This is a genomic window from Rhodococcus sp. JS3073, from assembly GCF_026810085.1.
GTDB classification, from domain to species: domain Bacteria; phylum Actinomycetota; class Actinomycetes; order Mycobacteriales; family Mycobacteriaceae; genus Rhodococcus_F; species Rhodococcus_F wratislaviensis.
Genome location: NZ_CP113951.1, coordinates 562629 through 581532 on the forward strand (window position 1 = coordinate 562629; position 18904 = coordinate 581532).

The 18904-nt window shown below is 68.2% G+C and carries 18 protein-coding genes; 9 read left to right on the forward strand and 9 right to left on the reverse strand.

Annotation, left to right across the window (positions count from 1 at the left end):
* Positions 1–6: 6 nt before the first annotated feature.
* Positions 7–309 (reverse strand): DUF4193 domain-containing protein, encoded by a 303-nt coding sequence (locus OYT95_RS02675; protein ID WP_005240850.1) that lies wholly within the window; start codon positions 307–309, stop codon positions 7–9.
* A 480-nt stretch (positions 310–789) separates the two neighbouring features.
* Between OYT95_RS02675 and cei the strand changes: the two genes are divergently transcribed.
* Positions 790–1479, forward strand: coding sequence for an envelope integrity protein Cei (cei, locus tag OYT95_RS02680; protein ID WP_112299168.1), 690 nt, complete (start codon positions 790–792; stop codon positions 1477–1479).
* Between the two features lie 7 nt (positions 1480–1486).
* Here the strand turns inward: cei and OYT95_RS02685 are convergent, their stop codons facing one another.
* Positions 1487–2389, reverse strand: a complete 903-nt coding sequence (locus tag OYT95_RS02685) for an inositol monophosphatase family protein (RefSeq protein WP_052033201.1) — start codon at positions 2387–2389, stop codon at positions 1487–1489.
* 156 nt (positions 2390–2545) lie between these two features.
* Here OYT95_RS02685 and ppgK point away from each other — a divergent pair, with 156 nt between their 5' ends.
* Both ppgK and OYT95_RS02695 read left to right on the forward strand, forming a co-directional pair.
* Positions 2546–3298 carry a polyphosphate--glucose phosphotransferase gene (gene ppgK, locus OYT95_RS02690; protein WP_112299169.1) on the forward strand — a complete coding sequence of 251 codons (753 nt, stop codon included), beginning with the start codon at positions 2546–2548 and terminating at the stop codon, positions 3296–3298.
* 121 nt (positions 3299–3419) lie between these two features.
* The gene (locus OYT95_RS02695) at positions 3420–4793 is read left to right on the forward strand and encodes an RNA polymerase sigma factor (protein ID WP_005569767.1); all 1374 of its coding nucleotides are present in this window, start codon (positions 3420–3422) and stop codon (positions 4791–4793) included.
* A 63-nt stretch (positions 4794–4856) separates the two neighbouring features.
* Here the strand turns inward: OYT95_RS02695 and OYT95_RS02700 are convergent, their stop codons facing one another.
* From OYT95_RS02700 to OYT95_RS02710, 3 genes are read right to left on the reverse strand one after another with little or no spacing between them, the layout of a single operon-like run.
* Positions 4857–6029 carry a cation:proton antiporter gene (locus tag OYT95_RS02700; RefSeq protein WP_037232403.1) on the reverse strand — a complete coding sequence of 391 codons (1173 nt, stop codon included), beginning with the start codon at positions 6027–6029 and terminating at the stop codon, positions 4857–4859.
* Positions 6030–6036: 7 nt separating this feature from the next.
* The gene (locus tag OYT95_RS02705; protein WP_037232405.1) at positions 6037–6519 is read right to left on the reverse strand and encodes a cation:proton antiporter regulatory subunit; all 483 of its coding nucleotides are present in this window, start codon (positions 6517–6519) and stop codon (positions 6037–6039) included.
* Positions 6520–6565: 46 nt separating this feature from the next.
* Positions 6566–6919 (reverse strand): DUF952 domain-containing protein, encoded by a 354-nt coding sequence (locus tag OYT95_RS02710; RefSeq protein WP_268790806.1) that lies wholly within the window; start codon positions 6917–6919, stop codon positions 6566–6568.
* A gap of 260 nt (positions 6920–7179) precedes the next feature.
* Between OYT95_RS02710 and OYT95_RS02715 the strand changes: the two genes are divergently transcribed.
* The gene (locus OYT95_RS02715) at positions 7180–7374 is read left to right on the forward strand and encodes a DUF7455 domain-containing protein (RefSeq protein WP_005240831.1); all 195 of its coding nucleotides are present in this window, start codon (positions 7180–7182) and stop codon (positions 7372–7374) included.
* A 107-nt stretch (positions 7375–7481) separates the two neighbouring features.
* On the opposite strand, the gene OYT95_RS02720 is transcribed toward OYT95_RS02715, so the two are convergent.
* Positions 7482–9242, reverse strand: coding sequence for a DEAD/DEAH box helicase (locus OYT95_RS02720; RefSeq protein WP_054246693.1), 1761 nt, complete (start codon positions 9240–9242; stop codon positions 7482–7484).
* Positions 9243–9497: 255 nt separating this feature from the next.
* Here OYT95_RS02720 and OYT95_RS02725 point away from each other — a divergent pair, with 255 nt between their 5' ends.
* Entirely contained in the window at positions 9498–10670 is a 1173-nt protein-coding gene (locus tag OYT95_RS02725) for a YihY/virulence factor BrkB family protein (RefSeq protein WP_268790807.1), read from the forward strand.
* On the opposite strand, the gene OYT95_RS02730 is transcribed toward OYT95_RS02725, so the two are convergent.
* Positions 10643–10879, reverse strand: a complete 237-nt coding sequence (locus OYT95_RS02730; RefSeq protein WP_005240826.1) for a DUF3039 domain-containing protein — start codon at positions 10877–10879, stop codon at positions 10643–10645. The genes OYT95_RS02725 and OYT95_RS02730 overlap by 28 nt on opposite strands.
* A 77-nt stretch (positions 10880–10956) precedes the next feature.
* On the opposite strand from OYT95_RS02730, the gene OYT95_RS02735 reads away from it, so the two are divergent.
* The 3 genes from OYT95_RS02735 to OYT95_RS02745 all read left to right on the forward strand — a co-directional run bounded on the left by OYT95_RS02735 (position 10957) and on the right by OYT95_RS02745 (position 13963).
* On the forward strand, positions 10957–11316 hold the full coding sequence (locus OYT95_RS02735) for a DUF3099 domain-containing protein (protein ID WP_037232413.1): 360 nt from the start codon (positions 10957–10959) through the stop codon (positions 11314–11316).
* A 30-nt stretch (positions 11317–11346) separates the two neighbouring features.
* Entirely contained in the window at positions 11347–12825 is a 1479-nt protein-coding gene (locus OYT95_RS02740) for a DUF7782 domain-containing protein (RefSeq protein WP_268790808.1), read from the forward strand.
* 166 nt (positions 12826–12991) lie between these two features.
* Positions 12992–13963, forward strand: coding sequence for a sigma-70 family RNA polymerase sigma factor (locus OYT95_RS02745; protein ID WP_037232419.1), 972 nt, complete (start codon positions 12992–12994; stop codon positions 13961–13963).
* A gap of 85 nt (positions 13964–14048) precedes the next feature.
* On the opposite strand, the gene OYT95_RS02750 is transcribed toward OYT95_RS02745, so the two are convergent.
* Both OYT95_RS02750 and OYT95_RS02755 read right to left on the reverse strand, forming a co-directional pair.
* A complete protein-coding gene (locus tag OYT95_RS02750; RefSeq protein ID WP_268790809.1) occupies positions 14049–16811 on the reverse strand; it encodes a bifunctional acetate--CoA ligase family protein/GNAT family N-acetyltransferase in 2763 nt (920 codons plus the stop codon).
* Complete coding sequence (locus OYT95_RS02755) at positions 16804–18075, reverse strand: acetoin utilization protein AcuC (protein WP_268790810.1); 1272 nt, start codon at positions 18073–18075, stop codon at positions 16804–16806. The genes OYT95_RS02750 and OYT95_RS02755 overlap by 8 nt, the downstream gene beginning before the upstream one ends.
* Positions 18076–18209: 134 nt before the next feature.
* Here OYT95_RS02755 and OYT95_RS02760 point away from each other — a divergent pair, with 134 nt between their 5' ends.
* Positions 18210–18902: a metal-dependent transcriptional regulator gene (locus OYT95_RS02760; protein WP_005240804.1), complete on the forward strand. Its 693-nt coding sequence runs from the start codon at positions 18210–18212 to the stop codon at positions 18900–18902.
* The last annotated feature ends 2 nt before the right edge of the window (positions 18903–18904 follow it).

An 18904-nucleotide genomic window follows, 5' to 3' on the forward strand; every position in this document is an offset into this window, starting at 1 on the left:
CGCCGCTCAGGCCGCGCAGTCCCTGCACACCAGCACTCCGCCCGCGTCGCTGGCGAGCCGGCTGCGGTGGTGCACCAGGAAACAGCTCGAACACGTGAACTCGTCGGCCTGCTTCGGAACGACCCGCACCGAGAGCTCTTCACCGGACAGATCCGCGCCGGGCAGTTCGAACGATTCCGCGGTGTCGGACTCGTCGACGTCGACAACAGCCGACTGAGCCTCGTTGCGTCGCGCCTTCAGTTCCTCCAGCGAATCCTCCGAAACCTCGTCGGACTCTGTTCGCCGCGGTGCGTCGTAGTCAGTTGCCATGTCGCCTTCCCCTCATCCTCTTCCGTGTATCCCGGCCCGTGCGGTACGTCGAACCGATTGCCGGTCGACCGCCCACACGAAAACCGCCTCGGCGCAGATCACACCCTGCGGCTGCACAACGCTGCAGCGGATGGGTTCGTGCCCGGAACCAGGCCCCGGAAACATGATCTACGCCTCTTTTGTCATCTATTGCCGACCCTCGTTCTGCACGCTTTGAACGACTGGGGCCGCCAGACAGTAGCCGAAGGAAGTACAAAAGTCGTAACCGAATCGACCGATCGCGCAAATTGTCTGCTAATCGTCACCAACACCACAGCAAGCTGTGACATTCCACAACGGGGACGGGTTCGGGGTTATGACGTGCCAGGGATCTAAGGTAGGTGCCGAACCTGCGCCACGACGTGTGGCCGGGCCCTGTATCGGTGCGCTGTACGGGTGCAACGTACGAAGCGCAGTTCGTAGGAGAGGTCGAGGCACACTGTGGTTTCACTGATCACCGAAGGCAGCCCGCTCGACGACAAGGGTCGTCCGTTCCGGCGGCGGCGGGCGATGCCGATCCTCGTGGTGTTCGCCGTCCTCGCCCTGCTCGGCGCCGTCGTGTGGATCGGCGTCCTCGGCGACGACGAGGATCTGGCCACCACCGTCGACTGCAACCCTCCGCAGCCGGCCGCGCAGCCCGTCGACCCCGCCGCCCCGCCGCAGCAGGCACTGGGCGAGAAGGTCGACGGTTCGACCCTGCGGGACGTGGAGCCTGCCGCACTGTCCGCCACCAAGGTGCGCGTGTTCAACGCCAACGGCGAGCACGGCCAGGCGGCGCAGGTGGCCGCACAGCTCAGCGACTACGGGTTCGCGAGCGCACCCGACGTCCAGGCGGGCAACGACCCGGTCTACGTCGACCAGAACATGCAGTGCCAGGGGCAGCTGCGGTTCGGACCCGACGGCGCCGCCGCCGCGAGCGCACTCTGGCTGGTGGCCCCGTGCGCCGAACTCATCCAGGACACCCGCACCGACGACACGGTCGACCTCGCCCTCGGCACCTACTTCCGCAAGATCTCGCCGAACACCGACGCCGAAGAAGTCCTGCGGTCCCTGAAGGATCCGCCGCCCGGAACCCAGCCCGCCCCCCTCGACATCGACCTCCTCAAGGCGGCGCGCACCGCCCGCTGCTGACCGGCGGTCACCCTTCCGGGATCGGGGCGTCCACCCCGATCTCGGCGAACAGCGCGTCCAGCGCGTCCGCGATCCCGGGGGCCGCGGCCACCACCACGTCGCCGTCCGCACTCGACGTCTGCGGGGAGGGGATTCGCACGCGGGCCCCCGCCTCGGTGGCGATCAGCGACCCCGCGGCCCAGTCCCACGGGCTCAGCCCGTGTTCGAAGTGGGCGTCGACACGGCCGGCCGCGACCATGCACAGATCGAGGGCCGCCGAGCCGATCCGGCGGATGTCCCGCACCCTCGGCAGGATGTCCGCGATGAGAGCGCCCTGCGCCTCGCGCCGCGCCGCGCCGTACCCGAATCCGGTGGCGAGCAACGCCATCGACACGTCGGTGACCGGGTTGCACCGGAGGTTGCTCACCCGTCCGTCCGCGTCGGTGAGGGTTGCCCCGCCGCCGCGTGCTGCCGCGTAGGTCGATCGGGCCGCCACGTCGACGACGGCCCCGGCGACGGACACGCCGTCGATCTGGGCGGCCACGGAGACGGCGTACGCCGGGACGCCGTACAGAAAGTTCACGGTGCCGTCGATCGGATCCACGATCCACCGCACCTCGGCGGCGGAATCCTCCTCTCCCCCACCTTCTTCGCCGAGGATCGCGTCGCCGGGGCGAAGCTCCGCGAGCCGGTCGCGGATGACCTGCTCGCTCTCGGTGTCGACCACCGTGACCGGGTCGGTCGGGGTGCTCTTCGACGCAACGGAATCGCCGGATCCCGCTCGCTTCCCGACGTTTCCGAAGACCTCGGGCCGTCGCGCCCGGACATGGGCGGCGGCTTCCTCGGCCACCGCCACGGCGACCTCGAGCAGTCGCCGGGGATCGGTGCCGACATGGCCTGGCGCGGACTCTGAACTCTGGGCTGCATGCACCCACCCATCGGAACACACTTTCGCTGCCTCACACCACCGCTGACGTTTCGCACAGCTGGTGTCATCGCCCACCGAACACGCGCCGACACACTAGTGTGACGGACAGCAGCAGAGCGCCGGAGAACACGTCGTCGTCGACACGAAGGAGCACACGCCATGACCAAAACGGGGTTCGGTGTCGACGTCGGAGGCAGTGGCGTCAAGGGTGGCGTCGTGGATCTCGAGACTGGCCAGCTGGTCGGGGACCGCATCAAGCTTCTCACTCCCCAGCCTTCCACTCCGGAGGCGGTTGCGGAGACCGTCGCCGAGATCATCCGCCAGGCAGAATGGAACGGACCGGTCGGTATAACCCTGCCGAGCGTCGTCACCGGCGGTGTGGCGCGATCCGCCGCCAACATCGACAAGAAGTGGATCGGGACGGACGCCCGCGCGTTGTTCTCCGACGCACTCGGCGGCCGGCTCGTCACCGTCCTCAACGACGCGGATGCCGCGGGGATAGCGGAGGACGCGCTCGGCGCCGGCAAGGACGCGAAGGGGGTCGTCATCCTCCTCACGTTCGGCACCGGCATCGGCTCGGCGATCCTCCACAACGGCGTCCTGCTCCCCAACACCGAGTTCGGGCACATGGAGGTGGACGGCAAGGAAGCCGAGCACCGGGCGGCTTCCTCGGTCAAGGAGAAGAAGGATCAGTCGTACAAGGAATGGGCCGGCGAGGTGAGCCGTGTCCTCACCCGCTTCGAGAACCTCCTGTGGCCGGATCTGTTCATCGCGGGCGGCGGAATCAGCCGGAAGAACGAGAAGTGGATCCCGCATCTGACCAACAGGACACCCGTCGTACCTGCTGCGCTGCTGAATACGGCAGGCATCGTCGGTGCTGCGCTCGCAGTGGAAACGGGCATCGCTCCGTAACTAATTCGGATGGGTCGTTACAATGGAAGAGCCCGGCTGCGCGCCGGCGAAACCAGTAGACCTCTCCGCCGGATGACCACTCTGGCGTGACGCCGCACGACACCGTCACGAAAGGGCGTACGTGGCAGCCACCGATACACGTCAGACTGCTGATTCGACTTCGGAGTCAGGACCGGAAGCACCAGTCGGAGCGGCAGCCACCGGCACTGCTCCGGCAGCCGAGGAAGCTCCCGCGAAGAAGCCGGCGGCCAAGAAGGCTCCCGCCAAGAAGGCAGCAGCGAAGAAGGCTCCCGCCAAGAAGGCGGCAGCCAAGAAGGCGGGCGGCAAGAAGGCCACGGCCGGTAAGGGCGCGGACGGCGAGGACGTCGACGAAGACTCCGCCGACATGGAAGACATCGACATCACCGAGGGCGACCTCGCCGAGGTCGAGTCCGATGTCGTCGAGGTCGTCGCGGTCGGCGAAGACGAGGAGACCGAGGAGCCGTCCGAGAAGGACAAGGCCTCCGGCGACTTCGTGTGGGACGAGGAGGAGTCCGAAGCACTCCGCCAGGCCCGCAAGGACGCCGAACTGACCGCGTCCGCCGACTCGGTCCGTGCCTACCTCAAGCAGATCGGCAAGGTCGCCCTCCTCAACGCCGAAGAGGAGGTCGAGCTCGCCAAGCGGATCGAGGCCGGGCTCTACGCGACCCAGATCATGCAGGAGCTGTCCGATTCCGGCGAGAAGCTCCCCGCCGCCCAGCGCCGGGACATGAGCTGGATCTGCCGCGACGGAAACCGCGCCAAGAACCACCTCCTCGAGGCGAACCTCCGCCTCGTCGTGTCGCTGGCGAAGCGCTACACCGGCCGCGGCATGGCGTTCCTCGACCTGATCCAGGAAGGCAACCTGGGCCTCATCCGTGCCGTCGAGAAGTTCGACTACACCAAGGGCTACAAGTTCTCGACCTACGCCACCTGGTGGATCCGTCAGGCCATCACCCGCGCGATGGCCGACCAGGCCCGCACCATCCGCATCCCGGTGCACATGGTGGAGGTCATCAACAAGCTCGGCCGCATCCAGCGTGAACTCCTGCAGGACCTGGGCCGTGAGCCCACTCCCGAAGAGCTCGCCAAGGAAATGGACATCACGCCCGAGAAGGTGCTGGAGATCCAGCAGTACGCTCGTGAGCCCATCTCCCTCGACCAGACGATCGGCGACGAGGGCGACAGCCAGCTCGGCGACTTCATCGAGGACTCCGAGGCCGTCGTGGCCGTCGACGCCGTGTCGTTCACCCTGCTGCAGGATCAGCTGCAGTCGGTGCTCGAGACGCTGTCCGAGCGTGAAGCGGGCGTCGTGCGCTTGCGCTTCGGCCTGACCGACGGACAGCCCCGCACCCTCGACGAGATCGGCCAGGTCTACGGGGTCACGCGTGAGCGCATCCGTCAGATCGAGTCCAAGACCATGTCGAAGCTGCGCCACCCGTCCCGGTCGCAGGTGCTGCGCGACTACCTGGACTGACGAAACACACCTCGATGCCCCCGGACTCCGAGCGAGTCCGGGGGCATTGTCGTCTGCGGCCCGCTACGCGCTGGTGCGAACCCGGATCCAGACACCTGCCACCGGTTCGACGACGCGGGCCGCCACCGGGCCGATGACGGCCATCAGGAGGACGTACGCGGTGGCGAGTGCCACGAGTTCGCTCTCCACCGCTCCGGCCGACAACGCCAGGCCGGCGATGACGATCGAGAACTCGCCGCGCGCGATCAACGCGACTCCGGCCCGGGCCCGGCCCAGCCGCCCGACGCCCTGTTGTTTCGCCGCCCACGCGCCGGTGATCATCTTCGTCAGCGCCGTGACGACGGCGAGGAGGACGGCCCAGCCGAGCACCGGCGGGATCGCACGGGGATCGGTGTTGAGCCCGAACACCACGAAGAACATCGCCGCGAACAGATCACGGAGCGGTTCGAGGACACGGCTCGCGTTGTGGGCGGTCGTACCGGAGATCGCGATCCCCAGGAGGAACGCCCCGACCGCGGCCGAGACCTGCATCGCCGAGCTGATCCCCGCCACGAGTAGTGCGGCACCGAGCAGTTTCAGGAGCAGGGTCTCGCTGTCCGGGCTGTCCAGCAGAGCGGAAACATAGCGGCCGTACCGCAGGGCGATCACGAGGACGACCGAGATCACGACGAGGGAGATGCCCACCGCCTCGAGTCCACCGGCGAAACTGACGCCGGCGAGGAGGGCCGTCAAAATCGGTAGGTAGACGGCCATCGCGAGGTCCTCGAACACGAGAATCGAGAGCACGACCGGCGTTTCACGGTTACCGAGCCGACCCAGGTCGCTCAGCACCTTCGCGATGATGCCCGACGACGAGATGTAGGTGACGCCGGCCATCACGACCGCGCCGGTGGTCCCCCACCCCAGCATCAGGGCGACGACCGCGCCGGGCGCGGCGTTGAGGACGGCGTCCACGACACCGGCCATCCACGACCGTCGCAGCCCGGTGACGAGTTCCGACGCGGTGTATTCGAGCCCGAGCAGAAGCAGGAGAAGAACCACCCCGATCTCGCTCGCCAGGTGACTGAACTCGCTGATGTCGCCGAGGTTGACGAATCCGCCGCTGCCGAAGCAGAGTCCGCCGAGGAGATAGAACGGGATCGGCGACATGCCGAATTGAGCGGCCAGACGGCCCAGCAATCCGAGCGCGAAGAACACCGCGCCCAGTTCGATGAGCGCGAGCGTGGTGGTGTTCACGGGACCGTCAGCCGTTGGCCAGGAGCTTGGCTGACGCGTCCAGTCCGTCTGTGGTTCCGACGGCGACCAGGAGGTCACCGGAGGTGAGCAGGAAGTCGGGCTTCGGTGACGGGTACACCTGACCGGCCCGCATGACCGCGACGATCGAGACCCCGGTGCGGGTGCGCATCGCCGTGTCGCCGAGCGAGCGGCCGTCGAACCGGGAGTCCTCCTTGATGTACAGCTGCTTGGTGCGGATGCCGGGCAGGTCCCGGTGCTCCTCCTCCAGCTGCGCCACCAGTTGCGGTGCCCCCAGCAGATTGCTGAGGACTGCCGCCTCCTCGGTGGTGAGCGGCACGGACGCAGCGCACGCATCGGGATCGTCGGCCTTCGAGACGATCAGATCGGTGCGACCGTCGCGATGGGTGATGACACCGATGCGGCGACCGGCGGCGAGTTCGAAGTCCTTACGCACCCCGATACCCGGTAGTGGCGTCACTTCAACGTTCATGCCTCCACGGTAGACCGATCGGTGTGCCCACCGCGGAAGGCTCGCGTCAGCGCCGGGCCGGGAACGTTCCGTCGGCGTCGGGGCGGTACTCCTCGACCGCGGTGACCGCCGTGACGGGCAGCGGCCCGTACAGGTGTGGAAACAGCATCGACGCCGGATCGGCCGGTACGCCCGGCTCCCATTTCACCGGCGCACTGAGCGCGGCGGGGTCGAGTCTCAGCAGAACGAGGTCCGTGCGGCCGGCGAACAACCTGTTGGCGGGCAGATGTACCTGGGCGGGCGTCGAAAGGTGCACGAAACCGTCCGTCGCGAACGTCGCGGGCACTCGGGTGCCTTCGCGTTCCGCGGTGCGCCATTCGTCGCGGCTGCAGATGTGGACCAGCTGGTCTTCGGATTTCACTCGGTGAGACTAGCGTCACGCCTGAAAACGAATCAGCTGTCAGCGAACTCGGACCGTGCGGTCTGTTCACATCTGCGCTCGTCACGTCCCTGACGGCGCGTTTCCGGCGCGTTTCGTGTGTGATGCAACACTGAGAAACGCCGACGGGAACAACGCGTAAACCCCAAACGTCTGACAGAGTAGATCCACCGCGCCACCCCCGACGCGGCGGACCAAGGCCCCAGGCACTCGGCATCAGTCGAAGCCAGTACGGAGGAGTCATGCCCGGAACACTGACCAGCCCCCCGTTGACCGCAGCCGACCGGTGCGACCGGTGCGGTGCGGGAGCCCGCGTTCGCGCGGTTCTTCCGACCGGAGGAGAGTTGCTCTTCTGCGGTCACCACGCCAACGAGCACGCAGACCGTCTTCGCGAGATGAACGCCACGATCGTGTCCGAAGCCGAAGCTGCAATCTGATACGTCAGCCCGGGTGACCCGTCCCAGGCTCACCTCGTCAGCAAAGAGACCGGCGAGTGCGATGCACTCGCCGGTCTCTTTGCGTTCGAGTCACCGGATGACGCCGGTCACCACTGGCGCAGGGTGGAGATCCGCTCGGTGAGCTGCTCAACGGTGGCGATCGCCGTGGGCGGTCCCCCGCAGACACGACGCAGTTCGCCGTGGATGGTGCCGTGCGGCTTGCCCGTCCTGTGGTGGTGCATCGCGACGAGACTGTTCAGTTCGCGGCGCAGCTGCGCGAGCTGTCCGGCGGCAGCCACCCGGTCCGCGACCTGAGGAACGGGCGTGTGCACGGGCGCGGGTGCAGGCTCCTGCTTGTCCAGCTGCTCCGACTGACGCTGACGCAGCAGCGCGCGCATCTGATCGGCGTCGAGCAGCCCGGGCAGACCCAGGTAGTCGGCCTCCTCGTCGGAGCCCGAGAACGTGGCCGTCCCGAAGGACGATCCGTCGTAGATCACCTGATCGAGCTCGGCGTCCGCGCCGAGCGAGGTGAACGCCTTCTCCTCCTCGCCGAGCTCGTCCTTCTGCTTGTTCGCGTCGGCGAGGAGGTCGTCGTCGAAGCCGTCCTTCTCCCGATGCGGCTTGCCGAGCACGTGGTCGCGCTGCGCCTCGAGCTGGCTGGCCAGGTCGAGCAGCACCGGAACCGACGGGAGGAACACGCTCGCGGTCTCGCCCTTGCGGCGGGACCGCACGAAACGCCCGATCGCCTGCGCGAAATACAGCGGGGTGGACGCACTGGTGGCATACACACCGACGGCCAGGCGGGGAACGTCGACGCCTTCCGACACCATGCGGACGGCGACCATCCACTTCTGGGTGCTCGCCCCGAACTCGGCGATCCGCTTGGACGCCGTCGGGTCGTCGGAGAGCACCACGACCGGGTCTTCCCCGGTGACCGCCTTCAGTGTCTGCGCGTACGCACGGGCCACAGTCTGGTCGGTCGCGATCACGAGACCTCCGGCGTCGGGCATGCCGCCTGTACGCAGCTGGCCCAGCCGGGTGTCGGCGGCGTGCAGGACCGCGGGAATCCAGTCGCCCGACGGGTCCAGAGCGGTTCGCCACGCCCGGGCCGTCTGTTCCGCGCTGAGCGGCTCGCCGAGTCGCGCGGAGAACTCCTCACCCGCGTTGTTCCGCCAGCGTGCCTCGCCGGAGTACGCGAGGAACACGACAGGCCGGACGACGCCGTCCGCGAGGGCGTCCGAGTACCCGTAGGAGTGATCCGCCTTCGACCGCATCAGACCCTCGCGGTCGGGTTCGTACGTCACGAACGGGATCGCACTGTCGTCGCTGCGGAACGGCGTACCGGTCAGGGCCAGACGGCGGGTGGCGTCACCGAACGCCTCCCGGATGGCGTCACCCCAGCTCTTCGCGTCGCCACCGTGGTGGATCTCGTCGAGGATGACCAGCGTGCGCCGGCTCTCGGTGCGGACCCGGTGCTTGAACGGGTGCGAGGCGACCTGCGCGTACGTCACCACGACACCCTGGTAGTCGCTGGACGTCTGCCCGGTCGAGTTCGAGAAGTACGAGTCCAGCGCGATGCCGTTGCGCGCGGCGGACTCGGCCCACTGGTGCTTGAGGTGCTCGGTCGGCGCGACCACGGTCACCTGATCGACGGTGCGGTCGCGCAGCAACTCCGACGCGACCCGCAGCGCGAACGTGGTCTTACCGGCGCCCGGCGTCGCGACCGCGAGGAAGTCCTGCGGTCCGGTGGACAGATACTTCGTCAGCGCACGACGCTGCCAGGCGCGCAGCGATCCTGCGGGTCTGGCAGGTTCGGTCTGTGCGAGGTAGGCCTCGGTGCCCACGATCTGCGCGGCCTCGGTTTCCATTCTCGGCGCCGACTGGGAGCCCACTGTCTCAGCACTCACGGGCTGCCCTCCGCTGGCATGGCACTGTTTGCTCGCACTCCTCGGTATTCGATCGACATGTCCGGGTCCAGACCCGAAGGCGCTGTCCGTCAAGGAGCCTAGCGCCCGGATCCGACGCGAACCGCATTCGCGAGTTCCGATAGTGACAGATTTGTCGCGACACGAGGACAGCAGCGGTGGGCAACCGGGCGTGTCGTCAGGGATGCTGGAAACATCATGACCGAAACACCCTCGACAACGCCGCGCAGTGGCGGTGACCCACCCCGGTCCGGGTGGCATCCGCTACGTCGCACACTGAGCGTGATCGGTCGCACAGCGAGCAAGGCTTGGGACGATTCGATCTTCGGAAAGGCGGCCACGGCGGCGTTCTGGCAGACGCTGTCGCTGCCCCCGCTCCTGCTGGGGCTCCTCGGGATGCTCGGCTATGTCGGCGGGTGGTTCGGACCCGACACCGTCGACATCATCCAGTCGAAGATCATCAACTTCAGCGGGACGGTGTTCAGCGACAGCGTCGTCGAACAGATCATCCGCCCGACGGTCGGCGACGTACTCGAACGCGGGCGTCCCGAGATCGTGTCACTGAGCTTTCTGCTGTCCCTGTGGGCCGGGTCGTCCGCCATCTCCACGTTCGTGGACTCGATCGTCGAGGCCCACGGCCAGCAGGAGGCGCGGCACCCCGTGTGGCAGCGCGTGTTCGCGTTGCTGCTCTACGTGATGTTCCTGATCCTCGCAGTGTTCACCCTGCCGCTGGTCGCGCTGGGGCCGACACTCGTCGGCAGGGTGCTCCCGGAGGCCTGGCGCACGATCGGGACCGAGATCGTCGACACGTTCTACTACCCCGGCGTGGGACTGCTGCTCATCGTCGGCCTGACGACGCTGTACAAGGTGGCGCTCCCCCGGTCGCTGCCCTGGCACCGACTCCTCGGCGGCGCGCTCGTCGCGGGGATCTTCTTCCTCGGCGCGAGCACCTGCCTGCGCCGCTACCTCTCCTGGGTGGCCGGAACCGGGTACACGTACGGGGCGCTGGCCACACCGATCGCGTTCCTGCTGTTCACGTTCTTCCTCGGTTTCGCGGTGGTGCTCGGCGCCGAGTTCAACGCCACCGTCCAGGAGTTCTGGCCCGCCCGTGCGACCCGCATCGACCAGATGCGGGATTGGATCGCCGCGCAGGCCGAGAGTTCGCCGTCGACGGGTCCGGTGACCAGCCTCACTCGTCGTATCGCCACCGGTCCGATCAAGGTCGTCGGCGACCGAGCCCGCCCGGATGCGGCCGAACCGGTGTCCGGGAACGACGACGAGCCCGACGGCCCGGTACGAGAATCCCCCGAGCCACCGGGTGTGCGACGAGCGCCGGTGAAGCCTCAGTCGCCCTTGCGCAATCCTTCGTAGATCTTCTTGCAGTCGGGGCAGACCGGCGATCCCGGCTTCGCGGACTTCGTCACCGGAAACACCTCGCCGCACAACGCGACGACGTGAGTGCCCATGACGGCGCTCTCCGCGATCTTGTTCTTCTTGACGTAGTGGAAGAACTTGGGAGTGTCGTCATCGGTCGACTCGTCGGTGGTGACGTCGGGCCGTTCCTTGGTTTGAGTGCTCACCCCTCAATAATGCCGCAACCGGCCGACGATCCCACCCCCTGTGTGCATTTCCCGCCTGACAGTGGAACAGTGGAGACATGGCACGAAGTGCAGGGTTCGGTGGGTCTCACGACGCCGGCTCACCGAGCAATCCGGTTCTCATCACCGAGGCAGCGCAATCCATCGAGGATCAACACCGCGCCCGGGTCCGCAAGTACCTGCTCATCATGTCCTTCCGGTTCCCCGCGCTGATCTTCGCGGCGGTGGCGTACGGCATCTGGGAGAACCCGTGGATCTCGATGGCGATCATCGGTGTGTCGATCCCGCTGCCGTGGATCGCGGTCCTCATCGCCAACGACCGCCCGCCGCGCACCAAGGACGAGCCCAGCCGGTACGACCACCGCGAGTCGCCGTCCACGGCCCTGCCCGCGCCGCCGCACCACACGATCGAGGGCTGACGCAGTCGGGCGTGCTGCAACAATGCACGAGTGAACCGTGACGAGCTGCTGTCGATCTGCCCCTCTCTGCGTGAGGCCCTCCGCCGCAACCGGTACGACACGGACACTCTGCTCGATGCGCTGGGCCCCGAGGTCCATGCGGCGTTGAGCCGCAACGAGCCGGTCCCGGTGCGCCGGGCCAGCGCCGGCTGCGGCGAACTCGGCACCCTGATCCGCCTGTTCCTTCTCACCGACGACTGTCCCGTCGGCGAGGTGGCCGCGGCGCTGTCCCCGCTTCCGGTCGAGGACGCCGTCGCGGCCGGCCTACTCGAATCCGACGGCGACGCGGTCCGGGCAGCCCTCGACCTCCGTCCGATGGACATCGGCGGTGGCAACCGCTGGGTGCTCTCCGACCTCGACGGCGCACTCCGCCCCCGCGAGACCCCCGTCGACCACGTCATCGGCGTCGGGCACGCGTCGCTGTCGCTGTTGCAGGCCACCCCGACCGCGCCGGTCGGGACACTGCTCGACGTCGGGACCGGGTGCGGAATCCAGGCCCTGCACGGCGCGTCCTACGCCGGCTCGGTCACGGCCACGGACCTGAACGTCCGTGCCGTCGATCTGGCGGCCGTCACGACGGCGCTCAACGAGGAAGAGGTGGAACTGCTCGCCGGGTCGTGGTTCGAGCCGGTCGAGGGCCGCACGTTCGATCAGGTCGTGGCCAATCCGCCGTTCGTCGTCAGCCGCGCCCGGGTGGGTCACACCTACCGCGACTCCGGACTCGACCTCGACGGCGCGAGTGAGCTGATGATCTCCCAGGTGGCCGACTACCTCGCGCCCGGCGGGACGGCGGCGCTGCTGGCGTCCTGGATCCACGTCGAGGGCGAGGACTGGCGCGCCCGGGTGGCGTCCTGGCTTCCCGCCCACGGGATCGACGCGTGGGTGGTGCAGCGGGACGTCGCGGACCCGGCCCTGTACGTCGGCACCTGGATGCGGGACGGCGGCCTCGACACCCGGGACCCGTCCACCGCGACGATCGCCGGGGACTGGCTGGATCACCTCGCGAGCGCGAACGTCGAGGGGGTCGGCTTCGGGTTCGTCTACCTGCGCCGGACCGACGCACCCACCGATCTGATGGCGGAGGATCTCACCCACGGCTTCACCGACCCCTTGGGCGCGGAGGCGCTCGCGTACTTCGAGCGGGTGGCGTGGCTGCGCGAGCACGACGTGCTCACCGCGCGTTTCCGCGTCGAGGAGAGCACCGCCCTGGAGCGGGTGTTCCTGCCCGGCGAGGAGGGGTGGACCCAGGTGGTCGCCCGGTTGCACCGGGGGAACGGCCCGGCGTGGCAGCACGAGGTCGACGATCTCGTCGCCTCGCTCGTCGCGGGCATGCGCGGCGACGGCCTCGTGCTGGGCGAATTGATCGAGCTCCTCGCCGCCGCCCACGGCGTCGACGCCGAGGAACTCGCGCAGTCGGCGGTGCCGCTCGTGCACGCCCTCGTCCGGCACGGCCTCGTGCTTCCCGCGTAGCCGCCGGGTTCCCGATCCGTCCCCCTTATACGTGTTCTCAGCAACTTCTCAGGACCGAATCGAGGAACCCGCAGGTCACAGCCTCCTCGCAAATTACCGGCCGGGAACTTTCCCAGGCCTTCGGCGCGTTGATCCATATGAGACACCACCGATGAGGAGGCAAGTCATGACAAGCCCCAGCACCACTACTCGCATTCGCCCCAGCGCTGCCGATCTGGACGCCCAGAGCCCCGCTGCCGACCTGGTCCGGGTCTACCTGAACGGAATCGGCCGTACAGCTCTGCTGACGGCCGCAGACGAGGTAGAACTGTCCAAGCGAATCGAGGCTGGGCTGTACGCCGCGCACATCCTGGAGACCGGGAAGCGACTTTCCCCCGCCAAGAAGCGCGACCTCGCGACGATCGTCCGTGAAGGACAGTCCGCCCGCGCACACCTCCTCGAGGCCAATCTGCGGCTAGTCGTCTCGCTCGCGAAGCGGTACACCGGACGCGGCATGCCCCTGCTGGACCTCATCCAGGAGGGCAACCTGGGTCTGATCCGCGCGATGGAGAAGTTCGACTATGCGAAGGGGTTCAAGTTCTCGACGTATGCCACGTGGTGGATTCGTCAGGCGATCACCCGCGGCATGGCCGACCAGAGCCGGACAATCCGGCTCCCAGTGCACCTCGTGGAGCAGGTCAACAAGCTGGCCCGCATCAAGCGTGAGCTGCATCAGCAGCTCGGGCGTGAGGCGACGGACGACGAACTGGCCGAAGAGTCCGGAATCCCGGCGCACAAGATCGCGGATCTCCTCGATCACAGCCGCGACCCGGTGAGCCTCGACATGCCGGTCGGCAACGACGAGGAAGCACCCCTGGGCGACTTCATCGAGGACTCCGAGGCCACGTCGGCGGAGAACGCCGTGATCGCCGGTCTCCTGCACAGCGATGTGCGCAGCGTGCTGGCCACCCTCGACGAGCGTGAGCAGCAGGTCATCCGCCTGCGTTACGGTCTCGACGACGGTCAGCCGCGCACCCTCGACCAGATCGGCAAGCTTTTCGGGCTCTCCCGCGAGCGTGTCCGTCAGATCGAGCGCGAAGTGATGGGCAAGCTGCGTCAGGGCGACCGCGCCGAGCGGCTGCGCTCCTACGCCAGCTGACGAGAGTCTCCCACCGGAATCAGCGCCGGTGCCGGGTCGTACGCGACCGGCACCGGCGTTGTGCTGTCTGCGGGCCTCTGGTCGATCAGCGCAGGCGGCGGGGGCCGAGGTCGGCGACGCTGGGCTCGGGGCCGATCCGCACGCGCGAATCGGTGATCTGGGCGCCTTCGGCGGAGGCGAGCACGGGTTCGCAGGCCAGTTCCCGTACCTCCGGGAGGTCGTCGGCGAGCGCGGAGATCCGCTGCACGAGGTCGACGAGAGCCGATTTGTTCACCGGTACGGCGCTGCGGTAGCCGGACAGCAGCGGCGCGGCCTTCGGTGCGTCGATCAGTTCCGCGGCGGCGTCCTCGGTGAGGGGAAGCACCCGGTAGGCGCGGTCGCCGAGGAGGTCGGAGATCACGCCGGCGAGTCCGAACGAGATGAGCGAACCGAACGACGGGTCGTCCTGCACACCCACCACACAACCGATTCCCTTGGTGGCCATTCGCTGCACGTGGAGTAGCGGTTCACCGGACGCGGCGGCGAGGTCGCGGTAGGCCCAGCGGACCGAATCGGGCCCGACCAGATCGAGGCGGACACCACCGAGGTCCGGGCGGTGCCGCCACTGCTCCCCCGTCGCCTTCACCGCGACCGGGTATCCCAATTCCTCGGCGGCCTGCACGGCCTCGTCTTCGGTGGTGGCGGAACGGAATTCCACGACGTTCACGCCGTAGCATGCGAGGAGCTGCGATGCCTCGAAGTCCGACAGCCACCGTCCCGCCGACGTCGAGAGCCAGCCGTCGACCATCGTCTTCGCCCGCTCCGGATCGATCCCGTTGGGGCGCACAACTTTCGAGGACGGTTTACTCTTCCACGCCGAGTACCGCCAGGCACGGGCCAGTGCCAGCGCCGCGCGTTCCGGACCGGGATAGGAGGGAACCGAACCGCGCGTCGGGTGCCCGTCCTCACCTCGGACCGCCAGGACGTCGGGCACACCCTCCGCCGCGAGGAACGTCGTGAGGACGGGTTTGTCGGCTTCACGCACCGCCTCCCGCAGCGCCTGGGCATAGGGTTCCACGGGAACGGCGACCGGTGGAACGAACACGGCGATCACCGAATCGACGTCGAAGGACGTGAGCGCCGTCCGCACGGCCGCCGCGAACTCCTCGGGACCGGCCTGCGGACCGAGGTCCACGGGGTCGCCGACCTGCAGACCCTCACTGCGGGCCGCGTCCGCGGCGAGCACACCGAGCGCGGTGGAGTTTCCGACCACGGCGAGCCGGGGGCCCGCGGGCAGCGGCTGATACCCGAACAGCAGCGCACAGTCGAACAACTGAGAGATCGACCCGACCTGCACCACACCGGCCTGCTCGAAGAGGGCGCGGACGATCGAATCGTCCATCTCGCCGCCGCTGGCCGCCAACGCGGGCGGGACGGCATGCCGGCCGCTCTTGACCGCGACGATCGGCTTGTTCCGCGCCACCCGGCGTGCGATTCGCGAAAACTTGCGGGGATTACCGAAACTCTCCAGGTACAGCAGCACCACCTCGGTGGCCGGATCGGAATCCCAGTACTGCAGGAGGTCGTTGCCGGAGACGTCGGCGCGGTTTCCCGCGGAGACGAAGGCGGACAATCCGATTCGGCTCCGCGCGGCCTCGTCGAGGATGGCGATGCCGAGTGCGCCGGACTGGCAGAAGAATCCGACGTTGCCGGGGCTCGGCAGCACCGGCGCGAGGGTGGCGTTCAACGAGACCTCGCTGTCGTTGTTGGCCACGCCGAGCGCGTTCGGACCGATCAGCCGCATCCCGTGCGCGCGGGCGGCGTGGACGAGGCGACGTTCGGACTGCCGTCCGTCCATCCCGGTTTCACTGAATCCCGATGACACGACGACGAGGGCCTTGACCCCCTTGTCCAGGCAGTCGTCGAGGACGGCGTTGATCGATTCGGCGGGTACCGCGACGACGGCGAGATCCACCTCGTCGGGGATGTCGCGGACGGTCGGGTACGCCCGAACACCGTGAACCGAACGGTGCTCGGCGTTGACCGGATACACCGGGCCCGTGAATCCCGCCCGCAGCAGGTTGGTCAGCACGGCGTTGCCGACCTTGGCCCGATCGGTGGACGCACCGATCACCGCGACCGACCGCGGACTGAGGACGTTGCGCATGCTGCGCGCCTCGGCGGCCCGCTCGCGGGAATTGCGCACGGACACCATCGCTTCGGTGGGGTCGATCGCGAACTCGAGCTTGAGCACTCCACCCTCGAAGCTGCGGCTCACCTGATATCCCGCTTCACGGAACACCGTCACCATGTTCCGGTTCTCCGCGAGGACCTCGGCGACGAACATCGTCAGGCCGTTCTCCGCGGCCGCCGCGGCCAGGTGTTCGAGGAGAATCGGCCCGAGTCCGCGGCCCTGATGCGCGTCGGCGACGACGAACGCCACCTCCGCGGACTTGCCATCCCCCTCGCCGATGAGCCGCTCGTACCGGCCGACGGCGATGATCTCGTCCCCGAGCAGCACCACGAACGCCACCCGGTCATGGTGATCGACGGTGGTGAAATGAACGATGTCTCGTTGCGACATGGTCGGGTAGGGGCCGAAATACCGCAGATAACGGGTGCGCTCGGAGAGCTTCGAGTGGAACGCGACGAGTTTGTCCGCGTCCTCGGGCACGATCGGTCGCAACGCCACCGCCCCGCCGTCCGCCGCCAGCACATCGGCGACCCAGTGCCGCGGGTAGTCGTGCGCGGTGTCGGGTTTCGCTTTCGCCTCGGTCGTGACCGACGCCTCGGTGCCGCTCGACGATTCGGCGCCGCCCGACGAGCCGATGCCGTCGGTGGTCTCACTGCCGTCCGTCGGCTCAGTCACGGGGATCCTCCGGGTCGAGTCCGAGTAGTGGGAAGCACGCGCGGCGAGTAGCGATGACGGCCGAGTCGATCCGCGTCAGGGCGCGGTCGACCGACGGGATCCCGGTTTCCGGTGTGCCACCGGGACCGTCCCAGGGCCGGTAGTCGACCTCGCCGCCGTCGCCCATCGTGTCCGGCAGGTCGACGCTGGGCGCAAGCGCGTGTGCCCGCTCCCGCCAGCCCTCGGGTACGGCACGGCCCGTGTCGATCTCGCGGTCGAGCGCTGCGGCGATGAGGTGGGTCCACGCGCGGGGGACCACACGGACGAGGCCGTAGCCGCCGCCGCCGACGGCGAGCCAACGTCCTTCGGAGTAGCGGTCGGCGAGGTCGCGCATCGCGAGGAACGCGGCCCGCTGGCCGTCAACCGTGAGCGCGAGGTCGGCCAGCGGGTCCTCGCGGTGGCTGTCGACACCGCACTGGCTGATCACGATCTGGGGCCGGAACGCCGCGAGGGCGCCCGGAACGACGGCGTGGAAACCACGCAGCCACAACGCATCGACGGTGCCAGGCAGCACGGGGAGGTTGACGGCGGTGCCCTCCCCCGAACCCTCACCGACCTCGCTCGACCACCCCGTGTTGGGCCAGAGCGTCGCCGGATGCTGGTGGAGCGAGATCGTCAGGACCCGGGGGTCGTGCGCGAACGCGTGCTGGACCCCGTCACCGTGGTGCGCGTCGACGTCGATGTAGGCGATCCGGTCGAAACCATGGTCCAGCAGCCAGGAGATCGCAATGGCGACATCGTTGTACACACAGAAGCCGGAGGCCCAGTCGGGCATCGCGTGATGCATGCCGCCGCCGATGCTCACGGCGCGGCGGGTGCGTCCTGCCGCGATCTCCTGCGCCGCGGCGAGGGAACCGCCCGCCAGGATGGCGCTCGCCTCGTGCATCTGGGGGAAGACGGGATTGTCCTCGGTGCCGAGCCCGTGCGGGGCGTCCGCCCCGAGCACACCCGACGTCGCCGAGTGCCCGGCCTGTTTGACTGCTTCGACATACGCGGGAGTGTGGATCCGCAACAGGTCTGCGTCCGAGGCGGCGTCGGGCCGCAACAGTTCGACCCCCTCCAGAATCCCGAGGCTGCGGGCAAGCGACATGGTCAGGTCGAGCCGGGTGGGGTTCATCGGGTGGTCCGCACTCCACCGATAACTGAGATAGTCCGGACTCCACACGACTGCACGGTGCGATACCAGTGCAGCCGAATCCTCCCCGGAACTGAACGACGCGGTCATGAACTCACGCTACTGGTCCCCCGCGGAGGGTGCGAGCAGACCCCGGCACGACCGGCACCGACGCGCTGCGGGGACGGACGGCGCCGGTGGCGGGCAATCACCGGTAGAATCAACCGAGACGAAGGGGTGTGAGTGTGAAGGATCTGGTCGACACCACGGAGATGTACCTCCGGACGATCTATGACTTGGAAGAAGAGGGCGTCGTCCCACTTCGAGCACGTATTGCCGAACGACTCGAGCAGAGCGGTCCGACGGTCAGCCAGACCGTTGCCCGGATGGAGCGCGACGGTCTCCTCCTGGTCGCCGGTGACCGCCACCTGGAACTGACGGAGAAGGGCCGCGAACTCGCGGTGTCGGTGATGCGGAAGCACCGCCTTGCCGAGCGACTGCTGGTCGACGTCATCGGCCTCAAGTGGGAAGAGGTTCATGCGGAGGCGTGCCGATGGGAGCACGTCATGAGCGAGGAAGTCGAGCGGCGCCTCGTGGAGGTGCTCAACAACCCCACTACTTCGCCGTACGGCAACCCGATTCCGGGGCTCGCGCTGCTCGGGCTGGACCGCCCAGTCGACGCCCCCGAGACGCTCATCCGGCTCACGGACGTGCCGCCCGGCAAGCCGACCGCTGTCGTCGTCCGACGTCTTGCCGAGCACGTGCAGTCGGATCCGGACGTCATCGGGCAGCTGCGTGAGGCGGGCGTCGTTCCGGACGCGCGCGTCACTGTCGAGACCAAGCCCGGTTCGGTCACGATCACGGTGCCCGGCCACAGCGGGTTCGATCTGTCCGAGGAGATGGCGCACGCCGTCCAGGTGAAGCAGGTTCAGGGATAGTC